Source organism: Marinobacter halotolerans (assembly GCF_008795985.1).
GTDB classification, from domain to species: Bacteria; Pseudomonadota; Gammaproteobacteria; order Pseudomonadales; family Oleiphilaceae; genus Marinobacter; species Marinobacter halotolerans.
Window position 1 is genome coordinate 2,039,663 of the sequence record NZ_VMHP01000001.1, and the last position, 22,896, is coordinate 2,062,558.

Consider the following 22,896-nt stretch of genomic DNA (forward strand, 5'->3'; position numbering starts at 1 on the left):
AACCGTTCGAAGGATGGCGTGATGACCAGAGCAATAATTCCTCCCTTTCACCTTGCTTTTCCGGTTCATGATTTGAACGAAGCCCGCAAATTCTACGGCGAGTTGCTGAACTGTCCGGAAGGCAGAAGCTCAGACCAGTGGATCGACTTCGACTTTTACGGCCACCAGATCGTTGCACACCTGGCGCCGGATAGTGCGGATGAAGGCGCTGAAAATGCCGTCGACGGGCACGCCGTGCCTGTGCGTCATTTTGGCGTGGTTCTGGATATGGACGAGTGGCACGCGCTGGCCGAGCGCCTCAAGGCTGCGGGTATGGATTTCATCATCGAACCCTACATTCGCTTCAAGGGTGAACCGGGCGAGCAGGCCACGATGTTTTTCCGCGATCCCAGTGGTAATGCGGTGGAAATGAAAGCGTTTGCGGATATGTCAGCCCTGTTTGCGAAATGAGGGGGCCTGGTTTGGCCCGGATGCCGGCGGAATGGTAATCTCGAATACCTGCACGGGTGAGCGCCTGATTCGGCTCACCCCTTTAACCGGAGTCATATTCCTTCCATGAGAATTGTCATTCGCTATTTTTTCCGCGGCCTCCGCCTGATCCTGACCCCGTTTATGCTGATCAGCGAGAAACTCAGCACGCCAAAGAGCGTTGAGCGCTCCCCCGAAGACCAGGAACGTGTGGATAGAGCGTGCGAAAACCTGGCGCTTTACCAGTTCAGTGCCTGCCCTTTCTGTATCAAGGTGCGTAAGGAAATAGCGCGCCTGGGACTGAACATCGAAACTCGCAACGCCCAGCACGATGATCATCACCGTGAAGCACTGCACAATGGCGGTGGGCAAGTCAAAGTACCCTGTTTATTGATTGCTGATGCCAATGACAGTGAGAAATGGGTGTATGAGTCTGATGCTATCAAGGCGTGGTTGCAGGAGCGGTTCGAGCCAGGCTCGGGAACTGCCTGAGAGATTGGGATGGGGTCAAAAGGACAAGAATAATCAGCCAGTCAATGTCCAGGTTCGACCTCATGAACATGCTTGCGCGTGGTTTTAAGGGAGCAAATCAGTCACAAAAACGCCCCGATATCGGGGCGCGAAAGTTAAGCATGCCCCAGATCTTCAGGGCAGCGGGGGGCTGGCAACCCTAGCGAATTGCACCGAAAAGCTGAGGCTGTCCCCAGCCAGCAAGGCTGGCGTCGGAGCGTTCAAAGTATCCAGTCCAAAAGCTTTGCATATTTCTCATGGCTGTCTGACTCAAATAATCATCGTTCCCGGATATGCCCGCACCGATCACGTTCACTGACGCACCCCCCATGTTGCTGATCAGGTCAGCTTCTTCAGTTTTGCGGAGAGTATCTTCAATATCCAGGTTCTGGATGCCTCCGTTTCTGTAGAAGGATACGGCCTCGGAATTCTCCATCATATCTGAGACGATCAGAACGGACTTCTCCGGCGCTTTTGACGGAGAGATTACCCCTTCACCAAAGTTGACCAAAGAGCCCATCAGCTCTGTCTTGGGGAGATTCGAGCTTGCATGTTCGAAAGCGGCTTTCAAAACCTCATCGATCTTGGCTTTTACAAAGGACTTCTGCCGTTCCATGCATCGATCAAAATTGCGAAGGTCTGACTTGCCAGTATCGAAGCGCGTGTCCTCATCAAGAGGATGATCAAGCTTTCCGGTAAGTGGCATCTGAGCATAGCGGCCTTTGGCATAGGCGCTAAATGTCATAACACTGATCCGATCGCCAGGCTGAAGATATTCGTGAACCTTGGCATGAACATGCCGCTTCAGATCCACTTCAAACTCCAGGGTTTGATCGATCACAACAAACAGCTCTCGTTTCGCCGACTGTTCCTGTGCTGCTTTGCCCAGCAAGCCGTAGCATGTCGGGAAATCATCCCGGCTGGCGCTGTGGGCGACTGAAGTCGCCCCAACGATCAGACAGGCTGTAAGCGTTCTTACAAATCCAGATCTGATACCGGTCATCATTGATTGGATTCCTCCATCATGCGCAGTGCGTCTTCCTCTGAAACCTCCGGTTTGGCCTGAGCAGCTTTCTTCTCGCGCTGTTTGATCAGAAGATCAATAGTGCGCTGACGTTCCCATCCCAGCTTATCCATCCACTGCTGGATTTCGGACTCCTCAAGGCCGTGAGAATCGCCTGGAGAATTCGCCTCTGGGGCCGGGGCAGGTTGTGCAGTCTCTGTTTGAGCTGGAGAAGCTTGTTGAGCGCGGGGCGCTGAAACGCGTGCCAGTTTCGTATCACGATCATTGCGGGCTACGGCTTCATTCACGTCGTGATGACCTTGCTCAGTCGTGCTCCGATGGTTGTAGGCAAGGAAGGTGCGGTTGTTGCCGCCTTCAAGCGTTTTGAGCATGCCCTTGTCTGTGGCCACCTGGCTCAATTTCTTGGCCATCAGGGCCTGAAGCTTGGTGAGATTCCTCTGAGCAATTTGGACAACCAGATTACGCTTGCGCTCATGGTGAGCCTCAAACTCGTCCCGCGTGTTGAATTTTCGGGTGTACTTGTGGGCAATGCCTGACTCCTTGCCTGCAAAACCCGTTTTGTAACCGATGAGCACGCCGAGAGCCTGAAGGAAGATAAAGATTACCGCCAGCACGATAAACGTCGCCCAGCCGCCTTTAAGCGTTGCGTTGGTGATGCCTTCTTCAACGGCTGCGTCCGTTTCTTGCTGGCTCTCTACCAGGTCAGGTGGGACCGCCGTTGCGTAGGGATCATCAGAGCTTGCAACGGGGCCGGCTGAAGTCTGGCTTCTATGCTGCTCCATAGCTTCAGATTCGAGAACTTGTCCCCGGACATAAGTTGAGCCGATGGCGACAAGGACTACGAAGATAACCGTTCCGATTGTTGCCCAGTAGGCCGGAGTAACTTCGGCATTGGTAGACAGCCGGCTTAGCATCATCCGCCAGGCAGGATCATTGTCGTCTTCATAGTCATTTTCAAGCTTCACCCGCGGGCGAGGCGCGAGATTGGGTTGATCATTATCCTGACGCCACCAGACCCGCACAGTCTTAACCAGTTGGTTTTTGTGCAGCTCATGACCGGTGAAGTGAGTAAAGGCCACCAATAGACCCGAAATCAGAATCGCGATCCCGATCGCGCCTTGCTGCTGCAGGGACTCACTGGCACCCGGAATTGTGAAGCCGGCCAGCACGTAGGAGAAACCCATAGCCTCAATGAAGACCATAATGCTGATCGCCAGCCAGCCGAAGAAACCCAGATTCTTACGCCCAAGCTCGCCGACTTTGCTCAAATAGTTTTTGCAGTTGTCGTAATACTCAGGGCCTTTGTCGACCTTTTTGTAGAACGGCTCAAACTCGCTACATAGGTCTTTCTCTGAGTGGAACCAGCCGGCATCATCACGGGCGGGGTTTTTGGCCAGCTTTTTAATCTTGCCAAACAAGGGAGCGTTCATTTTCATGCGCAAGACGTGAAATGAAACTTGCTCCCAAAAATACTTGATTAAAATCAAAGCGATCAGGGTAAGAACGATCGCACCAAGGATGATGCGGTAATCGTTTATGGCGCTGAGAATGCTATCCATTTTTGAATCCTCGTTTAATGCGATTGAAGCAGGCCAGTTATCGAATTCGAGTCAGGTTGATGTTTTTTTCATAGATGGTCTCTCCGCTGGCGTAGTAAAGAACGCCTGCTTTGGCTGACCGACTGGGGCCATTTGCCATGACCACATCCATGCACTCAACTGGGTGGTTTTCATCGAAATAGGTGCGCAGAAGCAGACCCTTCTCGCCGGGGTAGGTCTCGATGTGAGGCTGATCGACAAAATCAGGGGTGTTCTCCGATTTCACGTTTTCGTAGATCTTCACCGTAGGCCGGCCTTTCGGAATGCCCGTGTCTCTGCCTACAACAAGGTCGACATAACCAATGCCATGGCCGTTCACGTTACCGTCGTACCAGACACTACCGTTCAGGCCAGGCCAGTAATCAGCCATTTCAAGATCACTGGCTTTGAGCTTTTTACCCGATGCCAGGTTCTGAATGTCACCTGTGACGCGAGGGGCTTCCATGTAGCAGGGGGATAAGTCAGCAGGTTCATTGGCCACGGCCTCTGAGAACAAAGAAAAGCTGATGCCGTTATCCTCTGAGGCAGGCCCTGCCGCTTGCTTGATCTGGCTGAAATCAGACGACGCAGGCACTCCGCCAAAGTCCAACATCGCCATGGATGAGGGCGTGGGCTTGGGCTCTGGAACTTTTTCAGCAACTTCTGGCTTTTCAACTGGCTTTGGTTCAGGTGCAGACTTTACGCGCTTACGGATCTCAGCCTTTTCCTCAGTGGTCCGGTTAGAGTGGGCGAGGTACTTGCTATCGTTCTGGCGCTGAAGGTTGTATGCCGACAGCGATTCCTCACTGTCGATTTCAACGATCTCCACTCGGCGATTTGTGGAACGACCTTCAAGCGTGTCATTCGTGGCTACGGGTTGCGATTCCCCGGCACCCTGAAAATAGATCTGATCGGCAGGCACACCAACTTCTTTGAACAGCTTGGCCACGCTTCTGGCACGTTTTTCTGACAGGGTTTGGTTATACGCGTCAGACCCCGTGGCGTCGGTATGGCCAATCACGAGAATCTTCTGAGTCTGTTCCCGATATACAGTGGCGACAGACATCAGATCCAGCCGGGATCGGGTTTTCAATTCAGCTGATCCCAGTTCAAACATACCGCCTTCGTTGATGGCCAGCTCCAGACCGTTTTCCTCGTCGGAGTTAAAGGTCTTCACTGTTCTGGTTTCGAGAGCGATGTTCTTCTCTTTCGCCAGCTTTCGAAGCTGCTCTTGGCGCTTATCATAAAGATCGCCGAGGACCAGGCCGCCAACCAGACCAGCTGCGACACAAGCTGGATCGCCGTCGCAAGCAAGGTAGCCCGCGCCGGCACCGAGAACAACGCCACCTATCTTCCCGGCATTTTCTTTCATGGTTTGTGAAAAATTTGCGCAGCCAGACGACAACATGAGGACCGACCCCATCGACACGGCGACTGCGATTTTTGATTTCCCCATAACTTCCTCTGTATTTTAAGGTTTCGTTTAAATAGTTCTTCCGTTTACCCGGCCCCGTGAACCTTAACGGAAAGTAACTAAACCGAACATACCGCCAGCCTCAGATATGCAAGTTCTTGTAAGAAAAGCGTTAATAAACGTGAACGTTTTGCGGCGTTTTACAATTTGCCTATTTTCTCTACCGTGTGGTGCTGGGGGTCATTCGGCTGAATGCAGGCCATGGAATGTAAGAACCGATGCCTCTGCAGGTGGCCTATTGAGAGGCGAGTCACTTGAGAAGTGTGGGCAATAAAAAGACTCTTACTCACAGTCTTTGCAAAACTTAGTAAAGGTCAAATGTCCGACTACTGGTGATTGGCAAGATTCTGGATGGACACAATGTGGACATAGCCCAATAAAAAAGGCCTGCGTTTTCACGCAGGCCTTTAAAAGATATGGCCCGCCCGAGAGGATTCGAACCTCTGACCTCTGCCTCCGGAGGGCAGCGCTCTATCCAGCTGAGCTACGGGCGGATACGAAACGGCGGATGCCGCAATTTCGAGGTCGCTATGGTACGTGCGACCACGGGGCCTGTCCAGTCCTCGTGGGCAAGAGAAATCATCAGGATATTGTCAGCTGTGGCTCGGGGGTGATCGATGCCAGGCTGTTGTCGTTGCTGAAGGTTACCTCGCCTTCCTGAATGGTCACCTGAAAGCCCATGGAACGGTCGGCAAGCTTGGCAAATGCTTCGACGGGCTCGCCAGGCAGATGAATAACCTGGAGGTTGCCGAAACGTTCCAGTTTGCCCCGGTGTTTGTCCCACCAGACCGGAAAGGCGCGGTCGCCATAGGTGTACAGGATGACTTCCCGGGCGCGGTTGCAGGCTTTGCGAATGCGGTCTTCATCCGGCAGGCCCAGGTCGATCCAGAGTTCGATCTCGTCGCTCAGGCTTTTCTGCCACAATTCCGGCTCGTCGTCGGTACTCAGGCCCCGGGTGAATTCCAGGGTGTCGCTGGCGTTTATTGCAAACGCCAGCAGGCGGACCATCATCCGCTCGTCGGTTTCTGACGGGTGCTGGGCCAGGGTCAGATGATGGTCCGCGTAATAGTGTCGGTCCATGTCGGCGATATTAAGTGTCGCCTTGCAGATGGTTGCTTTGAGCGCCATGGGCTTCCTGCTGGTGTAGAGTGGCAATCGAAGCACCAGTGTAATGCAATTTCTTTCGGACGAGTGGGGCGGCATGGGATTGTTGCGTGGTTTTCTGGTTCTGGTTCTGTTTTATCTGCTGGGCGAGGCCTGTCGGCTGGTATTCGCCCTGCCGGTCAGTGGCGGTGTGCTGGGCATGATTGCGATGACCGTCACGCTGATGACCCTGGGTGGAGTCAGCAATGAACTGGCGTCGGCGAGCCAAGGACTGATTTCCGTGCTGGTTCTGCTGATCATGCCCGGCGTTGTCGGCGTGTTCTTCAAGGCGGATCAGTTTGCAGGCCAATGGCTGGCGGTCGGGGCAGCGTTGCTGGTTGGCACCTTTCTCAGTGTGATCACCACGCTCCTGCTGATGAGCTTTCTGGTTCGACGTGGACAGCGGGAGGACAGCCAGTGAACGGTGTCTTCGAGCGACTGCTGGGCGTCCCGGATGTGCTGTCGGGCACGCCGGCTCTGGCCATCGGTCTTACCCTGGGAGCTTTTTTTGCGGGCAACTGGCTGTTTGCCCGACTGGGGCGGCCGATCTGGCTGCCGCCGGTGGTGATTTCCGCGTTTTTTTTGTCGGCCGTGATTGCGGCGCTGGCGCTGGACTATGACCAGTATCGGGAGGGCGCCCGCTGGCTGACGGTGCTGCTGGGCCCGGCCACGGTTGCGCTCGGCATTCCCCTCTATCAGCAGATGCACCATATCCGCGCAATGTGGCGACCGATTCTGTGCACGCTGCCGGTGGCCGCTACCTTGGCTGCGGTGTATGCGGTGGTGATTGGCTGGGCTCTGGGGGGTACGCCGCTGGTGCTGGCGTCATTGGCACCCAAGTCTGTGACCGCACCTATTGCCATTGGCATTACCGAACAACTGGGCGGTTCGGTATCGCTGATGATGGGTGGGCTGCTGGTGACCGGGGTAGTCGCAACCCTGTTCGTTGACCTGCTCGCGCGCTGGCTGCCAGTGGAAGACGAGCGGATTCTGGGGTTTGCTCTGGGCCTGAACGGCCACGCCATCGGAACCGCACGGGCGTTCGAGATCAGTCACGCAGCCGGCGCGTTTGCCTCTCTCGGTATGGGGCTGACGGGTGTATTTACCGCGCTGATTCTACCGCTGTTTTTCCAGTTCTAGGGGCGCCCCGAATCAGGTCATTCACTTCACGAATAGCCGCATGTTGCAATTTCGATTGCCGTAAGGGTTTTCCGCGACTAGGTTTGAACGCAGTCATTGAGCGCCGTTGTTTTGCGCCGATGGTCATCAAAATTCTTAAAACAGCGACGGAAAACGCGATGAAAAAACTACTGACCGCTTTTGTTGGTTCTGTGGCCCTGGCGGCCGCTCCGATGGCAATGTCTGCCGAGGCGAACAAGGAACTGAAGATGGCGTACGACGCCGACCCCGTGACCCTGGATATTCACGAGCAACTGTCCGGTGGCATGCTTCAGCTAAGCCATATGACCTTCGATCCCCTGATTCGCTGGACCAAGGATCTGGAATTCGAGCCGCGCCTGGCCAAAAGCTGGGAACGCATTGATGAAAACACCATGCGGTTTGAACTCCGGGAAGGCGTGAAATTCCACTCCGGCAACGATCTCACCACGAAAGATGTGAAGTTCACCTTTGACCGGCTCAAGCAGAGCCAGGATTACAAGGCGATTTTCCAGCCGTTCAGCGAGTTGAAAGTGATCGACGACTACACCTTTGAGTTGATCACCAAGCAGCCTTACCCGTTGCTGTTGAACACCGCCACCTACATTTTTCCGATGGACAGCGAGTTCTACACCGGCAAGACCGAAGACGGCAAGGACAAGAGCGCAATCACCAAGCACGGTAACTCCTTCGCTTCCGAGAACCTGTCCGGCACCGGGCCCTACGTCATTACTGATCGCCAGCAGGGCGTCCGGGTGGAGTTTGAACGATTTGATGACTACTGGGATACCAAATCCCCGGGCAATGTTGGCAAGATCACGCTGACCCCGATCAAGGAAAACAACACGCGGGTCTCTGCCCTGCTGTCCGGCGGTGTGGGCTTTATCGCCCCGGTTCCACCCACTGACCTGGAGCGGATCCGTCGTGACGATGATTCGAACCTGGTTACCATGAGCGGCACCCGTATTATCCTGTTCCACATGAACCAGGATCGGGTTGAAGCCTTCAAGAACCCGAAGGTTCGTGAGGCCATTGCTTACGCCATCAACCAGGAAGGCATCGCTGCCAAGATCATGAAGGGCTTTGCCACGCCGGCCGCGCAGATGTCTCCAGCGGGCTATCAGGGCCACAATGAGTCCCTGACGCCGCGCTTCGATGTCGCCAAGGCACAGCAGCTGATGAAGGAAGCCGGCTACGAAGACGGTTTCACCATTACCATGATGGCGCCGAACAACCGCTACGTGAATGACGACAAGATTGCCCAGGCAGTCGCCGCCATGCTGGCGCGGATCAATATCAAGGTGGATCTGAAGACCCTGCCGAAGGCCCAGTACTGGCCGGAATATGATGAGCGCGCAGCGGACATGATGATGATCGGCTGGCACGCGGATACCGAGGATTCCGCCAACTTCTTCGAGTTCCTGACCTTCTGCCCGGACGCCGAATCCGGCACCGGCCAGTACAATGCAGGCAACTACTGCAACCCGGAGCTGGATGCCCTGGTGAACAAGGCCAACGTGGAAACCGATCTGGAAAAGCGGGCCGCGATGCTTCAGGAAGTGGAAAAGCGCCTGTATGAAGATGCCGCCTTTGTTCCTCTGCACTGGCAGGATCTGGCCTGGGCCAGCAAGGAAAACGTAAAGATCGAGCCAATCCTCAACGTGATGAACTTCCCGTACCTGGGTGATCTGGTTATCGAATAACCGGCTCGCGTCACTGCCAATCTCCGGGCCTCTCTCCCGTCATGGGGGAGAGGCTTTCCGGCACTTATTAACGGTAAATTCTCAATGTTAGCGTTTCTGGTTCAGCGAATTTCCCAGGCGTTTCTGGTTATGTTCGTGATCAGTGTGATCGCCTTTGCCATCCAGGATGGCCTGGGCGACCCACTTCAGCAGATGGTCGGCATGTCGGTCTCCCAGGATGAACGGGAGGCTATCCGCGACGACATGGGGTTGAACGATCCTTTGGTAGTTCAGTACTTCCGATTCGCCGGTAACGCCCTGCAGGGTGATCTGGGCACGTCCTATTTCTATGGCAAGCCCACGCTGGACGTCATTCTTGAACATCTGCCCGCCACACTGGAACTGGTGATTGGCGCCAGTCTGATCATCATTGTGTTTTCAGTACCAATTGGCGTGTATGCCGCCATCCGGCCCCAGGCCTGGCTGGCCAAATTCTTTATGGGGATCAGTACCGTGGGGATTTCCATCCCGGTGTTTCTGACCGCCATTGTTCTGATTCAGTTGTATTCCATCGGTGTCACGGTGGACTGGTTTCCTGCCGATACCGGCTGGGGTCGTTGGCTTAATGGCGCGCTGAGTACCGACGGTGGTCTGCCGTCCTACGGCCGCGGCGATGAGCTTACCCATCTATTCGGCACCTGGGATTCGGGCTTTTTCTCCGAATCCGGGCTGTGGCATCTGGTGCTGCCGTCGGTGTCACTGGCTTCCATCATGTTGCCATTGTTTATCCGGCTGATCCGGGCAGAAATGATGGAGGTGCTACAAAGCGACTACATCCGTTACGCCCGCGCTAAGGGCCTGAGCGCCGTCCGGGTCAACTTTCTGCATGCCCTCAAGAACACCATGTTGCCGGTAATCACCGTCGGTGGGGTGCAGATCGGTATCATGGTGGCCTACACCATTCTCACCGAAACGGTTTTCCAGTGGCCGGGCGTGGGCCTGATGTTCCTGGAGGCCATTACCCGCAGTGATATTCCGCTGATCGTGGCTTACCTGATGGTGGTGGGCCTGATCTTCGTGATCACCAATACCCTGGTCGATCTGATCTACGGGCTGGTGAATCCCACCGTAAAACTGACAGGTAAGAAAGCATGACGACGGCGACGATTTCACGCTGGGATCGCTTTCGCGAGTCCTTCCTCTGGTACAGCTTCAAGCGCGACAAGGTGGCAATCGCCAGCTTTATTGTGCTGTTGAGCATGGTGTTGGCGGCGGTGTTCGCACCTCTGCTGGCGCCGGCCGATCCCTACGATCTGGCCCAGATCAATATCATGAACTCCGAGCTGCCGCCGGTGGGCATGGACGGCGCTGACCCCGCCTTCCCGCTGGGCACCGACGCCCAGGGCCGGGACCTGCTGTCCACCATTCTGTATGGCACGCGGGTGTCGCTGCTGATCGGCTTTGGCGCGGTGCTGCTGCAGGCGGCCCTTGGCATTCTGTTTGGCCTGCTGGCGGGTTACCTGGGCGGCCGGGTGGATTCGGTGCTGATGCGCATTGCTGATGTGCAGCTGTCCTTCTCGACCCTGATGGTGGCCATTATTGTCGGGGCGGTGTTCAAGGCCAGTTTCGGTAACCTCATGTTCGGCGAGATTGCCATCTACATGCTGATTTTCATTATCGGTATTGCGGAGTGGCCGCAGATTGCCCGCACGGTGCGGGCCTCGGTACTGGCAGAGAAGAAAAAGGAATACGTGGACGCAGCCAAGGTGATGGGTTTCCGCACCGGGCGGATCATGTTCCGGCACATTCTGCCCAATACACTGTCTCCCATCTTTGTTATTGCCACGGTGCAGATCGCCAACGCCATCATCTCGGAGGCGGCGCTGTCGTTCCTGGGTCTTGGTATGCCGGAAACCCAGCCCTCACTTGGTTCGCTGATCAAGTCCGGTTTCGACTACATCCAGAGTGGCTCCTGGTGGATTACCCTGATTCCCGGCCTGGTGCTGGTGGTGCTCGTGCTCGTCATCAACCTGTTGGGTGACTGGCTGCGGGATGTTATGAACCCACGGCTGTATAAGGGGTAAGAGCCATGCCATTGCTAGAAGTAAAAAATCTGGATGTGCGATTTGCAGTGCGCGGAGGCGACCTCACCGCGCTGCGCGGCATCAGCTTCAGTCTGGACAAGGGCGAGCGTTTGGGCCTGGTAGGGGAGTCCGGCGCCGGCAAATCGGTGGCGGCGTTTTCCATACTCAACCTGATCGCCAGGCCCGGCTATATTGCCGGCGGGCAGATTCTGTTCGAAGGCCGGGACCTGGCCGCGATGGGCGAGCGGGAGCTGCGGAAAATCCGCGGCAATCGCATCGCCATGATTTTTCAGGATCCGATGATGACCCTGAACCCGGTGCTTACCATCGGCACCCAGATGGTGGAGGCCATCAAAGCCCATCGACGGATCAGCACCCGGGCGGCCCGGGAGATTGCCCTGGCGAAACTGCGCAAGGTACAGATTCCGTCGGCGGACACCCGGCTGGACCAGTATCCCCACGAATTGTCTGGTGGCATGCGTCAGCGGGTGATCATTGCCATCGCCCTGTTGCTGGACCCGGAAATCATTATCGCCGATGAGCCTACCACCGCGCTGGATGTGACCATTCAGGCAGAAATCATGGATCTGTTGCTGAACCTGTGCGAACAGGAGAACGTGGCGTTGATGCTGATTACCCACGATCTTGGTGTGGTATCCCAGGTGACGCAGCGCATGCTGGTGATGTATTCCGGCCGTATTATCGAGCAGGGGCCGACCCGGGAGATTATTAACGATGCCCAGCATCCCTACACCCAGGGGCTGATCAATGCGTTGCCCCAGATGGGTGAGCCGGGTGAAAAGCTGTTCCAGATTCCCGGGTCCATGCCGTCCCTGAAAAACGTACCCTCAGGCTGCCCCTTCCATCCCCGCTGTCACTTCGCCACGGACCAGTGCAGGCGCACAATGCCGGACTATGTCCGCTCCGGGAATGTGGACGTGGCCTGTTATGAAGTCAGCAACCTTATCGAGCAGGAGAAACGCATGCAGGAGGCGGAATCGTGACGTCACCATCCTCCCCCCTGGTTGATATCCGCGGGCTGGAAAAATCCTTCGATCTTTCCGGCAGTCTGCTGGAGCAGATTTCCTTTAAAGGCGGCCGCTTTCACCGCAAGCAGGAAGCTGTTCATGCCATTAATGGCGTCGACCTGCAGGTACAGAAAGGAGAGGCCCTGTGTGTTGTGGGCGAGTCCGGTTGTGGTAAATCCACCGTGGCCCGCACGGTCATGGGCCTGCTGTCGCCGACGGCGGGCGAGGTCCATTACGATGGCCAGCGCATAGACCATCTTAGTGGCCGGGACGTGCTTCCCTACCGCCGCAAGATGCAGATGATTTTCCAGAACCCCTATGCCTCGCTGAACCCGCGCATGACCATTCAGCAAACGCTGGAAGAGCCCATCCGCTTTCATCAGCCGGGCGTTTCTCAGGCGCAGATTCGCGACAAGGTTCAGGATGTGATGCAGTCCGTGGGCATTGATCCGGACTGGGGCAGCCGCTTCGGCCATGAGTTCTCCGGTGGCCAGCGTCAGCGCATCGCCATTGCCCGGGCCCTGGCCGTGGATCCGGAGTTCATCGTCGCCGACGAACCCATTTCCGCCCTGGATGTTTCCATTCAGGCCCAGGTATTGAACCTGCTGATGGAAGCCCAGGAAACCCGCAACCTGACCTATCTGTTCATCACCCACGATCTGGCGGTGGTAGAGCATTTCGGCACGCGGGTGGCGGTAATGTATCTGGGAAGAGTGTGCGAACTGGCGGAAACCGCCACCCTGTTCAGCAGCCCCCGGCACCCCTACACCCAGGCGTTACTGTCGGCTATTCCCAAGCTGGAGGACGACAGGCCCAACCACATCCGCCTGCAGGGAGAAGTTCCGACGCCGGTGCAGTTGCCCTCCGGATGTGTGTTTCATGGCCGCTGTCCCTACGCCAACGAGCGTTGCCGGCAGGAAATCCCCCAGCTGATCGCCACCGATAGCGGCACACAGGTGGCCTGTCACGCCGTTCAGGAGGGGAGGTTGTAACGGTCCTGCTGCCATGGGCTATCATGCCCGCAGTTAACTGTTCCTCCGGATGAATCATGGAAATACGCTGGCTTGAAGACTTCATGGCGCTGGCCCGTACCCGCCATTTTTCCCGTGCCGCTGAGCTGCAGCACGTAAGCCAGCCGACGTTCAGCCGTCGTATCAAACTGCTGGAAGAGGCCATGGGCGCCACCCTGATCAATCGCCAGACTCTGCCTCTTTCGCTCACTCCGGCCGGCGAGGCCTTCGTGGAAATGTGCGAACGGGTAACCCGGGATGTCCGGGAGACACGGGACCGGATTGATGCCATGGAAGCCGAGGCGTCGGCCCGCATCAGCGTCGGGTCCACCCAGGGGCTATTCTCCCATTATTATCAGAGTTGGGCCCGCCAGGCAGGAGTGGCGGAACGCCTGCAGCTGAACCTGAAAGCCACCAACTGGGTAGGTGAGCAGTTTCTGGACGCGCTGGACAACGGCGAGTGTGATCTGGTGCTGTGTTACTGGCATGACGATCTGCCCTGGGGCGAACGCCTGGACCCGGAACGCTACGAGTGGATGACGCTGGCCCGGGAAACACTGGTGCCCGTGAGTGTGGCAGACAGCGGCGGGCAACCACGGTTTACCCTGCCGGGGACCGTGGGCCAGCCGGTGCCGTTGATCGCCTATCATTCCCGGGGCTTCCTGCAGTCCGCCATAGAAGCCCGTTTGGCGAAGATAAACGAGCCGGCCTATCTGCTACCGCTCAACGAAAACACCCAGTCTGCCGGTATCAAAGCTCTGGTGAAACAGGGGTTCGGTATGGGCTGGTTGCCCAAACGGATGACCGAAAAAAGCGAACAGTTTGGCAGTCTGGCGCGGGCGGGTGATGAGCGCTGGGACGTGCCGCTGGAAATCCGCCTGATTCGCCTGCGCCAGACCCGTTCCGACGATCTTCTCATTCTCTGGAAAACCCTGGAAAACCAACATGCCTGACACTGAGCTGCTCTCCCTCCAGACGGACCATCTGCGCATCCTGCAACAGCGATATCAGCAGGCGCTGGAGGCGGAGGGCTATGATGCGCTGCTGATCAGTTCCGGCGCCGCGCCCCTTCGATACGGCGACGACCAGGCCTGGCATTTTCAGGGCTATGGACCCTTCCTGCACTGGACCGGGCTGACAGGCCAGGAACACAGCTGGCTGCTGATCCGGCCTGGCGAGCGACCAGTTTTATGGCTCTATCAACCGGTGGATTTTTGGCACGCTACACCTGAACTGCCTGGCGAGCCCTGGCAGGAATCCATGGAGATTCAGGCCAGTGAGCGGACCGAGGCGCCGGCACTGGGCGATATCGGCAAAAAAGAGGGCGTAGGCAAGCTGGCGGTGATCGGTGATCCGGCCTGCCTGTCCGGGGTAGGCGGTGATCATAACCCGCCGGCCCTGCTGGCCGCACTTGATGAGACCCGGGTGCATAAAACCCGTTATGAGGTCGCCTGCCTGGCGCGGGCGAACAGCATTGCGCTGGACGGACACCGGGCCGCGCGGGAAGCGTTTCTGGCCGGTGGCAGCGAGTTCGAGGTGAACCTCGCGTACCAGCGGGCAACGGGGCAGCGGGAAGCCGATGCGCCCTATCACAGTATTATCGGTATCAACGAGCATGCTGGCACGCTGCACTATCAGTATTACGGCAGCGATGCCCCGAAGCCGCCCCGCAGTCTGCTGATTGACGCCGGTGTCCGGTTCCGGGGCTACTGCTCCGATATCACCCGCACCACGGCAGGGCCCTCCGACCCGCGTTTTGCGGCCCTGATCCACGGGCTTGACCAGATTCAACAGCGGCTTTGCAGCATGGTGGCGCCCGGCGTTGAATACATCGATATACACCGCAAAGCCCATCAGGGTATCGCAGCCCTGCTCAGTGCCTCAGATCTGGTAACCGGCCTGGATGATGAGGCCATGATCACCGAGGGCGTTACCCGAGCCTTTTTTCCTCATGGCGTGGGGCACCTCCTGGGGGTGCAGGTACACGATGTGGCGGGAAAACCAACGCCGCCGCCGGCGGATGCCCCTTTCCTGCGGCTGACCCGCACCCTGGAGCCGGGCATGGTGGTGACCATCGAGCCGGGCCTGTACTTTATTCCATCCTTGCTTGAACCGCTGTTAGCGGGGCCCGTGGCGAAGCATCTCAATCAGCCGCTGATTACTGAACTGCAGGGCTGTGGCGGGATCCGCATCGAAGACAATGTGGTGGTTACGGACACAGGTTTCCGGAATCTGACCCGACCAGACGGTGCGTGAAACACTTCTTTGCACAAAATTAACCCAACAGGCTTGCAATTCCAGATCGTAATAACAATAATTATCACTAACTTTAGTATCGTTAGTGAGACAGCCTATGTACGTGTGCCTGTGCCACGGGGTCACTGACCGCGAAATCCGCGAAGCCGCCGATAATGGCGTCAGCTCAATGCGCCAGCTCGGCCGGGAACTTGGCGTTGGCACCCAATGTGGTCGGTGCGCCTGCAGCGCCCGCGAGATATTGCGCGAGTGTCGCCGACCCGATTACCTTGCCCTTGCTGACATGCTTGCCCAGCCCGCCTGAATCCGGAAACCGCGTGCTGTCGCGTCCGGTTTGCATTTGCGATTTTTTCTCCCGTCAGTAAGCGCTATCCTTGGTAACTAACATATTCTCCAAACAAGGATTTTGGTTATGAAAGGCGATAAGAAAGTCATCCAGTATCTCAACAAAGCGCTTGCCAACGAGCTGACCGCCATCAACCAGTATTTCCTGCATGCCCGTATGTACAAGGACTGGGGTATCACCAAACTGGCGGACAAGGAATACGAAGAATCCATCGACGAGATGAAACACGCCGATCAGCTGATCGAGCGCATCCTCTTTCTGGAAGGTCTGCCCAATCTTCAGGACCTGAACAAGCTGTTGATCGGTGAAAATGTCGAAGAGATGCTGCGCTGCGACCTGAAACTGGAGCAGGCCGGCCATGCGGATTACGTCGAGGCGATCGCCTACGCCGATGAGGTGAAGGACTACACCTCCCGCGAACTGTTCCGTCGCATCCTGGAAAGCGAAGAAGAGCATATCGACTTTCTGGAAACCCAGCTTGAAATGATCTCGCAAATGGGCATCCAGAACTATATCCAGCTTCAGTCCGGCACTGCTGAATAAGCAGCTCACCGGCTGAACCAGATCCAACGACCGATATCAGGAGTGATTCCAGGTGACAATGGACCTGTCCTGCTTTAAAGCTTATGACCTGCGCGGGCGTGTGCCCGATCAGTTGAACCCGAAACTGGCCGAGTTGATTGGCCGGGCCTATGTGGACGTGACCGGTGCGAAGCGCGTGATCGTCGGTTACGACATACGCCTGTCCAGCCCGGACATTGCCGATGCCCTGAGCTCCGGCCTGATGGCCGCCGGTGCCGACGTATTCGATATCGGCCTGTGCGGCACTGAGCAGGTCTATTTTGCCACCAGCCATTTCAAGATGGATGGTGGCATCATGGTGACCGCCAGCCACAACCCCAAAGACCACAACGGCATGAAAATGGTCGGCCCGGATTCCCGACCGATCAGCTCCGATAACGGCCTGAACGACATTCGGGACCGGGTGCTGGAACCTTTCCAGAATGCCCCGACCCAGGGGCATTACGAGCCGCTCGAAACCACCACCGCCTATATCGATCATCTGCTGGGCTACATAGACGCCGCCTCCCTGACGCCCATGACCATCGTGGTCAACGCCGGCAATGGTGGCGCAGGCCTGGTGATCGATGAACTCGAACTGCACCTGCCGTTCGACTTCGTAAAAGTGCATCACGAAGCTGATGGCCATTTCCCCAACGGCGTACCCAACCCGATTCTTGAACAGAACCGCCAGGCCACCGCTGACGCCGTGATCGAATACGGCGCGGCCATGGGCATCGCCTGGGACGGCGATTATGACCGCTGCTTCTTCTTTGACGAGAACGGCCGTTTCATCGAAGGCTATTACATCGTCGGTCTGCTGGCGGACCAGTTCCTGCGCAAAACGGGCGGCGGAAAGGTTATCCATGACCCCCGCCTGACCTGGAACACCATGGACCTGGTGGAGCAGGCCGGTGGCGAAGCCATCGAAAGCAAAACCGGCCACGCCTTCATCAAACAGCGCATGCGCGACGAAGACGCGGTCTACGGCGGCGAAATGAGCGCCCACCACTACTTCCGCGACTTCGCCTACTGCGACAGCGGCATGATCCCCTGGCTGCTGATTGCCGAACGCCTGTGCCAGTCCGGCCAGACCCTGTCATCACTGATTGATGCTCGCATTGAAGCCTATCCGGCCAGTGGCGAAATCAACCGCACCATCGACGACCCGGCCAGGGTCATCGGTGCGATCGAGAAGTCCTACGGCAAAGGCGCAAAAAGCGTCAGCCATGTGGATGGCGTGAGCATCGAATTCGATGAATGGCGATTCAACCTGCGCATGTCGAACACCGAACCGGTGGTTCGCCTGAACGTGGAATCACGGGCGAATATCCCGCTGATGAAAGAAAAGACGCAAGAGCTGCTTGCGGAAATGGAGCGGTTGAACTCGGAAGGCTAACTTAAAGTTATGGGCCAGGGCGGGGCAACACCCCTGTCAGAAACTGTGCGGAGCCATGGATGGCGGAGCCCAAGCGTCACATGGATGTGCCGCAAGGAGCGTGTTTCTGACAGGGGTGTTGCCGCGGCCTGGCATGCACCAACAGCCCGAAAAGCTCAAAGCCAGTCGTTCAGCATAATCCCGATACCAATCCGCTGTACCCGTTGATTGTAATCAATCAGACTCTCGCCATAACCGTTGTAATAGTGGATATAGCCTTTCACTGTATCCCCCATCGGAAAACTGTATCCCAGCTCCACCGATGTCTTGTTGCCATCAGAACGAAGATTGTTCATCAGATTAAGGGACAGGGTGCGATCTTCCGTCCAGCGGTAGACGGCAAGATAGTTGGCATACCCCAGATACCTCTGAATATCCGCGTTGTCATCCTCGCTGTCGCTCTCCGGCAACCGGTACCAGGGCTGAACTATAAACAGCCAGCGATTGTAGCTGTAGGCCACAGATGCCTTGATCCGGTTCCAGCTCCGCGAGCGCGGCTCAGACTGACCATTGGATTCATGATTGAACCCGATGGTGGCACCATTCAGCGTGCCCGGCCCGATATCGTAATTGGTGGCATAGCGCAGGAAAATTTCCGGCTCGTAGTTGGTCTCCCGGAAGGGGGCGGAATCATCGGTATTGTAGACCTGCCAGAAAGACTTCTGGGTGTAGCCAAACCAGAGCGTGGTAGGGCCATCCAGAAACCCCGTGAAAAGCGGCACCTTGAAACTGATCTGATACTTCGCCTCCTGATTATCCAGCTCGTAATCATAGGTTGTGGTGCCGGTTCTGGGACTTGTGGGCGTCCGGTTGGCGTTTCTCATGTAGCTAAACGGCAGGATATACATCGGCCGATGGCCCACGAAGCTGCCGGAAAACGAAAAAATTGCTTTCTCCGCCGCCATATAACGATCAAGCAGGTCCGTCATAACGCCGTCGTCGGCATCTTCGGCGGTTTCAGGTTCAGTAATGGCGCTCTTCTCTGATCCCTCTGGGCTATCGCCAGCCTTGGCCGCTTTCAGGGGCTCGGTAAACTCGTCGTAGCAGGTCAGCCGCTTGTCGCCATTCTTGATCATCGCGCAGGTTTCCAGACTCTCCGGAGACTTGTCCGGCGTCGTTTCAGCCGGTTCCTGTGCCGCCACCAGTGAAGGGAAAATACTGAAAACCACCGCCAACAGGCCGCGCCTGAACGGCGAGTCGGGAATGACGGCAACTTTAAGCTTGGAAGCGAACAATGTGCGTATCCTCAACTTGCGGAGAGACTGATCCAGGTATTCGCAATGCCGAACGCCCAGACCCCCAGAAGGGTGATGGTCAATAACGAGAACACAACTTTATGACGTAATTGCCGTTGGGCCGATGCCGCAACCACCCATCGCAGATACATCAGGCCAATAAAACTGATAAAAACCGCAAGGCTGGCCGCCGCCGGAATCAGCAGCCAGGCCGGGCTGATGGGAGCGTTCGTACCGGTGTGGCTCGACAGCCAGCCCATCGAGGTCAACAAAACCGCCAGTGCGGAAAACTCCAGGATAAGCAGCGGTTTTCGCCAGCTTTGGAGCGGGTTCTGGTCTGGCATGGTAGGGTGTCCTTTCAGTTGATGTTTTGAATGGTCCCACGTGTGCAAGCGCAGCGCCATGGTACCTGTATTTTCGCTTCATTTTGCCATTTGGTTTTTTTGCCAGTCCGCAATCGCTATAATGCGCCCAACGATTTTTATAACGCCCAATATTGAGGTGACATGTGATGATGAAGAGAGTCCTGGCTGCCGTACTGCTTGGCTTTGGTCTGATGGCCGGCGCTGTAACGGCAAGCGTTGAAGACGAGATCCGTGCGAGAATTGCACCGGTAGGGAGCGTCTGCGTTTCCGGTGAAGATTGCGCTGAAGGCGCAGCACCTGTTCAGCAGGCTGCCAGCTCCGGCCCCAGGTCGGGAAGTGAAGTCTACGGCGCTGCTTGCGCTGCATGTCACGACACCGGGGCAGCCGGCGCGCCCATGAAGGGCAACGCCTCTGCCTGGGAGCCACGCATTGAAAAGGGCCTTGATACTCTGGTCACCCATGCCATCAACGGCTTCAATGCCATGCCGGCCAAAGGCGGCTGCTCCAGCTGTTCGGATGAAGAAATCAAGCTTGCGGTCGAGCACATTATTGAAGATAGCCAGTAAACACAGGCTTTTGCCGATATGAAGAAGCCCCCTTGCGTTCTGCGCTCGGGGGCTTTTTTGTGCTTATCAGATTTATCGATTCTGGTTTAACGGTACGTAAGTCAGCGTGCCGCCAATTTCCGTCATGTCGCCGTTTGCCGTTCGGATGCTGATTTTCCACTCCTGTCCATTTCCAGCGTTATGAATGTCGGTCAGGGCGTTAAGGCGCGGGTCGAGCCAGCCAAAACTGCCTGACCCTGACAGCGGTATCGGGTCCGCAGCTTCCGGGTCGGCGGCGACGTTGGGCAGCGCCTGCCAGCTGGGGCTATCCGGATTGGCCGTCACGTCTGTCTGGCTGAAGGTCAGAAAATCCTCGCCTTCGGTGCCCAGCACGGTCAACGTCTCCTCGCCCTGATATCTCAGCAGAATACCCGGGCGCGGGGCATCAAGGATGATCGCGCTCAGTCCGGAAATATCCGGCTGCTGCGTGATGCGGGCCTTGACGATGCCATCGGGTACGCCCTCGACGTCGGGCGCCCCGTGGGCTCCTGCCAGCCCGGGGGCTGACAGGAACGCAAGGCCGAACAACACCGGGCCCAGGATCCGGGCACAGGTGGGTTCGATGTGTGTCATGTTATCTCTCCCGCCGCTTACAACAAGCTGAGTGTGGAATCGATAATGCCGTCACCACTGGTGTCCGTTGCCATCTGAGAGGGCACCATGCATTGCAGGTTTTCGTTCACCACGGTAATGGGTGCGGACACCGACGGAACACGCATGCCCTCAGATTCCTTGCTGACAAACAGCATGTACTCGCCTGCAGGCACCACATTATGGTTATCCGGCATGGTCAGGGTCAGTTTGTTGCCCGGGCCCCGCTCCATCACCAGTTCAATGGCCCGCTGGTCGCCGTCAATAACATGGGTCATTACCGTGCGGCGAATCAGCAGTGCCTTGTCGATGGCGTCGGCCTGATCCACCTTGATGTTAAAGCGGTCGCCAATGGTCAGATTGCCCGGTGCACTCTCGATCTGCGGCCGGTCATCCCGCATGGCATAGGGCGGCGTGTAGATTTCGAAACTGGGGTCACGCCCGTCATAGGGCGCCAGGCCGAAATCCTGCAGATCCACAAAGGTGAGGTATGCCGTGTTGATCGGCGAGTGGCCGGCAATCATCACACGGCCGTCTTCCATCAGTACGGCGGTGTTGTGATAGGTCCGGGCGCGGTGGCCGGTGGCCATTTCGGTCCAGGTACCGGTTTCCGGATCAAACCGTTCCGCAGTCCGAATCGGCCCTTCCAGGCCCGGCGCAACCACGCCGTCGCGGTTGCCACCGCTGAATACCATCACGCTGCCATCGGGCATCATGACGTTAGTACCGTACCAGCGGGGCTGGTTCAGTGGGCCGGCCAGACGACTCTCATAACCGATTTCATCACCGTTGGTGGTAATGGTATCAATACGGGTCTGATCGGTCGGCAAGTAACCGCCCGGGTTTGTCAGCAGGGCATAGCTGGGTACACCGCCGGCGGTCAATAATTCCACATCAGTGTATTCGCCGTTGGCATTCGGCTTCAGCGGCAGCATGGTGGAGGAGGTCGACCCCCGCATTCCGCCGGCAATGGCCATCCGAAGGTCCTCTTCGGAGACCCCGAGGTCCGATGCACTGGTCAGCAGATCAGTGGGGGATTCCAGTACATCACCCAGCAGCGTGCCGACCTGATCCACGGACAGATTGGTCACATTCAGCGTGCTGGTCAGTTGACCGAGGCCGGCCTCGTCCAACCGCAGCGGCAGCCCGGCGTAGCCGATGTCGTTCCAGCGCTGGGTGTCCGGGTTGAAGCTGGCAACGATGTTCCACAGTGCCTGGTCGTAGCCCTGGCCAAAGGGGTTAAAGGCCTGGCCGCCTGCGTTGTAGAACACATGGCCATTGGGCAGCAGGTGCATCCGTGGATAGAGCGGTAGTGACCGGTCAGCGGTGGACGGGTTTTCAGTCCATTGGCCGGCGCAGGGGTCAAAGGTTTCCGTCTGGACCACATTGCGGCCGCTGTTAAGCGGCTCGTCCGGATAGACCGGCTTCAGCAGTTTGGTGACGCCGCTGGCAACGAAGATCTCGCCGCTGCCCATGGTCACCATGGACGGGTACCAGCGGCCGTAGGTCATATCGCCGGTCTGGGTCCAGGTATTGGTTTCTTCGTCGAAGATCCTGGAGTTCTTGATGCCTTCCAGCTCGGCCACGCCCAGAGGCAGGCCATCAATGCCAGGCTCGGAATAGTAGTCGGTGCCACCCACGGCCATGACGTCGCCGTTGGCCAGGCCGATAACGTCCGAGCAGAAGAGAGCACCGTCGTTTTTACTGGTGTTGTCGGCGGTATCCAGTGCGCCATCCAGGCTGGTGTCGTTCAACAGGGTTTCGCTGTCGTTGCCGTCCGGGTTGGCACCGGCATCCAGTGGAGTGGGCTTTAGCCAGGACGGGTTGTCGTTTTCATCCAGTGACAGCACCCGGGTCTGGTCGTTGACGGAAACTTCGCCAAATTCGGCAACGATGGACAGCTCCACGTTTTCCGTGCCTTCCAGGGCGTTCAGGTACAGCAGGCGTCCATCCTTGAGCAACGCCATGGTGCCTGCGGCGGGCTTGCATTCGTCCATGCCGTCGGCGCGGGTAATGCATTTATCATCGGTCTGAATCTCGGTGCCGTCCACAATGATGGTGGGTTCGGCGAACGGCTCACTGAAACTGCCCTTCTGCGCGGCAGAGCTTTCGGTCTGAGTCGTCGAGTCATCGGATGATCCGCCGAGCAGGCTACCGAGAAGGCCTGCATGGACGGGGGCCGAGCCGGCGGCCACAAGCAGCAATGAGCTGGTAACGGTCGACAATCGATGGGGCCGATTGAGAATACGGGACATAGTGTCCTCCTGATCTTGTTTTTGTGTTTTGCGGAACCTCTAACGGAATTAGAGCTCCGTTCGCAGCTACGGATCAGGAGGCAGGA

Annotated in this window: 23 protein-coding genes and 1 tRNA gene; 15 read left to right on the forward strand and 9 right to left on the reverse strand. The window is 57.1% G+C overall.

The window, feature by feature from the left end:
- The first annotated feature begins 21 nt into the window (after nucleotides 1–21).
- Together FPL19_RS09385 and FPL19_RS09390 are read left to right on the forward strand one after the other, a co-directional pair.
- Nucleotides 22–450 carry a VOC family protein gene (locus FPL19_RS09385; protein ID WP_150912172.1) on the forward strand — a complete coding sequence of 143 codons (429 nt, stop codon included), beginning with the start codon at nucleotides 22–24 and terminating at the stop codon, nucleotides 448–450.
- 105 nt (nucleotides 451–555) lie between these two features.
- Nucleotides 556–960, forward strand: coding sequence for a glutaredoxin family protein (locus FPL19_RS09390; protein ID WP_150912173.1), 405 nt, complete (start codon nucleotides 556–558; stop codon nucleotides 958–960).
- Between the two features lie 178 nt (nucleotides 961–1,138).
- Here the strand turns inward: FPL19_RS09390 and FPL19_RS09395 are convergent, their stop codons facing one another.
- From FPL19_RS09395 to FPL19_RS09415, 5 genes are all read right to left on the reverse strand, one after another.
- Nucleotides 1,139–1,984: a hypothetical protein gene (locus FPL19_RS09395; protein ID WP_150912174.1), complete on the reverse strand. Its 846-nt coding sequence runs from the start codon at nucleotides 1,982–1,984 to the stop codon at nucleotides 1,139–1,141.
- A complete protein-coding gene (locus FPL19_RS09400; RefSeq protein ID WP_150912175.1) occupies nucleotides 1,981–3,561 on the reverse strand; it encodes a hypothetical protein in 1,581 nt (526 codons plus the stop codon). Before FPL19_RS09400 ends, FPL19_RS09395 begins: the two co-directional genes overlap by 4 nt.
- A gap of 37 nt (nucleotides 3,562–3,598) precedes the next feature.
- Nucleotides 3,599–5,035, reverse strand: a complete 1,437-nt coding sequence (locus tag FPL19_RS09405; protein WP_150912176.1) for an OmpA family protein — start codon at nucleotides 5,033–5,035, stop codon at nucleotides 3,599–3,601.
- A 435-nt stretch (nucleotides 5,036–5,470) separates the two neighbouring features.
- A tRNA-Arg gene (locus FPL19_RS09410) sits at nucleotides 5,471–5,547 on the reverse strand.
- An 88-nt stretch (nucleotides 5,548–5,635) separates the two neighbouring features.
- Entirely contained in the window at nucleotides 5,636–6,181 is a 546-nt protein-coding gene (locus tag FPL19_RS09415; RefSeq protein ID WP_150912177.1) for a YaeQ family protein, read from the reverse strand.
- Between the two features lie 73 nt (nucleotides 6,182–6,254).
- Here FPL19_RS09415 and FPL19_RS09420 point away from each other — a divergent pair, with 73 nt between their 5' ends.
- From FPL19_RS09420 to FPL19_RS09475, 12 genes are all read left to right on the forward strand, one after another.
- Complete coding sequence (locus FPL19_RS09420) at nucleotides 6,255–6,617, forward strand: CidA/LrgA family protein (RefSeq protein WP_150912468.1); 363 nt, start codon at nucleotides 6,255–6,257, stop codon at nucleotides 6,615–6,617.
- The gene (locus FPL19_RS09425) at nucleotides 6,614–7,336 is read left to right on the forward strand and encodes an LrgB family protein (protein ID WP_225314352.1); all 723 of its coding nucleotides are present in this window, start codon (nucleotides 6,614–6,616) and stop codon (nucleotides 7,334–7,336) included. The genes FPL19_RS09420 and FPL19_RS09425 overlap by 4 nt, the downstream gene beginning before the upstream one ends.
- Nucleotides 7,337–7,494: 158 nt before the next feature.
- A complete protein-coding gene (locus FPL19_RS09430) occupies nucleotides 7,495–9,057 on the forward strand; it encodes an ABC transporter substrate-binding protein (protein WP_150912179.1) in 1,563 nt (520 codons plus the stop codon).
- An 84-nt stretch (nucleotides 9,058–9,141) separates the two neighbouring features.
- Nucleotides 9,142–10,191 carry an ABC transporter permease gene (locus FPL19_RS09435; protein WP_150912180.1) on the forward strand — a complete coding sequence of 350 codons (1,050 nt, stop codon included), beginning with the start codon at nucleotides 9,142–9,144 and terminating at the stop codon, nucleotides 10,189–10,191.
- The gene (locus tag FPL19_RS09440) at nucleotides 10,188–11,120 is read left to right on the forward strand and encodes an ABC transporter permease (protein WP_150912181.1); all 933 of its coding nucleotides are present in this window, start codon (nucleotides 10,188–10,190) and stop codon (nucleotides 11,118–11,120) included. The genes FPL19_RS09435 and FPL19_RS09440 overlap by 4 nt, the downstream gene beginning before the upstream one ends.
- A gap of 5 nt (nucleotides 11,121–11,125) precedes the next feature.
- Nucleotides 11,126–12,124, forward strand: coding sequence for an ABC transporter ATP-binding protein (locus tag FPL19_RS09445; protein ID WP_150912182.1), 999 nt, complete (start codon nucleotides 11,126–11,128; stop codon nucleotides 12,122–12,124).
- The gene (locus FPL19_RS09450; RefSeq protein WP_150912183.1) at nucleotides 12,121–13,140 is read left to right on the forward strand and encodes an ABC transporter ATP-binding protein; all 1,020 of its coding nucleotides are present in this window, start codon (nucleotides 12,121–12,123) and stop codon (nucleotides 13,138–13,140) included. Before FPL19_RS09445 ends, FPL19_RS09450 begins: the two co-directional genes overlap by 4 nt.
- 56 nt (nucleotides 13,141–13,196) lie before the next feature.
- Nucleotides 13,197–14,111 (forward strand): LysR family transcriptional regulator, encoded by a 915-nt coding sequence (locus FPL19_RS09455; RefSeq protein WP_150912184.1) that lies wholly within the window; start codon nucleotides 13,197–13,199, stop codon nucleotides 14,109–14,111.
- The gene (gene pepQ / locus FPL19_RS09460; RefSeq protein ID WP_150912185.1) at nucleotides 14,104–15,414 is read left to right on the forward strand and encodes a Xaa-Pro dipeptidase; all 1,311 of its coding nucleotides are present in this window, start codon (nucleotides 14,104–14,106) and stop codon (nucleotides 15,412–15,414) included. Before FPL19_RS09455 ends, pepQ begins: the two co-directional genes overlap by 8 nt.
- 97 nt (nucleotides 15,415–15,511) lie before the next feature.
- A complete protein-coding gene (locus FPL19_RS09465) occupies nucleotides 15,512–15,718 on the forward strand; it encodes a bacterioferritin-associated ferredoxin (RefSeq protein ID WP_150912186.1) in 207 nt (68 codons plus the stop codon).
- Nucleotides 15,719–15,826: 108 nt separating this feature from the next.
- Complete coding sequence (bfr, locus tag FPL19_RS09470; protein WP_150912187.1) at nucleotides 15,827–16,303, forward strand: bacterioferritin; 477 nt, start codon at nucleotides 15,827–15,829, stop codon at nucleotides 16,301–16,303.
- 58 nt (nucleotides 16,304–16,361) lie between these two features.
- Complete coding sequence (locus FPL19_RS09475) at nucleotides 16,362–17,720, forward strand: phosphohexomutase domain-containing protein (protein WP_150912469.1); 1,359 nt, start codon at nucleotides 16,362–16,364, stop codon at nucleotides 17,718–17,720.
- Nucleotides 17,721–17,875: 155 nt separating this feature from the next.
- Here FPL19_RS09475 and FPL19_RS09480 read toward each other — a convergent pair whose 3' ends face one another.
- Both FPL19_RS09480 and FPL19_RS09485 read right to left on the reverse strand, forming a co-directional pair.
- Nucleotides 17,876–18,994 carry a phospholipase A gene (locus tag FPL19_RS09480; RefSeq protein WP_404802802.1) on the reverse strand — a complete coding sequence of 373 codons (1,119 nt, stop codon included), beginning with the start codon at nucleotides 18,992–18,994 and terminating at the stop codon, nucleotides 17,876–17,878.
- A gap of 11 nt (nucleotides 18,995–19,005) precedes the next feature.
- Complete coding sequence (locus FPL19_RS09485; protein WP_150912188.1) at nucleotides 19,006–19,338, reverse strand: hypothetical protein; 333 nt, start codon at nucleotides 19,336–19,338, stop codon at nucleotides 19,006–19,008.
- Between the two features lie 170 nt (nucleotides 19,339–19,508).
- Between FPL19_RS09485 and FPL19_RS09490 the strand changes: the two genes are divergently transcribed.
- Nucleotides 19,509–19,925, forward strand: a complete 417-nt coding sequence (locus FPL19_RS09490) for a c-type cytochrome (protein WP_150912471.1) — start codon at nucleotides 19,509–19,511, stop codon at nucleotides 19,923–19,925.
- A 72-nt stretch (nucleotides 19,926–19,997) separates the two neighbouring features.
- Here FPL19_RS09490 and FPL19_RS09495 read toward each other — a convergent pair whose 3' ends face one another.
- The gene (locus tag FPL19_RS09495) at nucleotides 19,998–20,537 is read right to left on the reverse strand and encodes a hypothetical protein (RefSeq protein WP_150912189.1); all 540 of its coding nucleotides are present in this window, start codon (nucleotides 20,535–20,537) and stop codon (nucleotides 19,998–20,000) included.
- A gap of 17 nt (nucleotides 20,538–20,554) precedes the next feature.
- A complete protein-coding gene (locus tag FPL19_RS09500) occupies nucleotides 20,555–22,810 on the reverse strand; it encodes a galactose oxidase-like domain-containing protein (RefSeq protein WP_150912190.1) in 2,256 nt (751 codons plus the stop codon).
- Nucleotides 22,811–22,896: the final 86 nt, after the last annotated feature.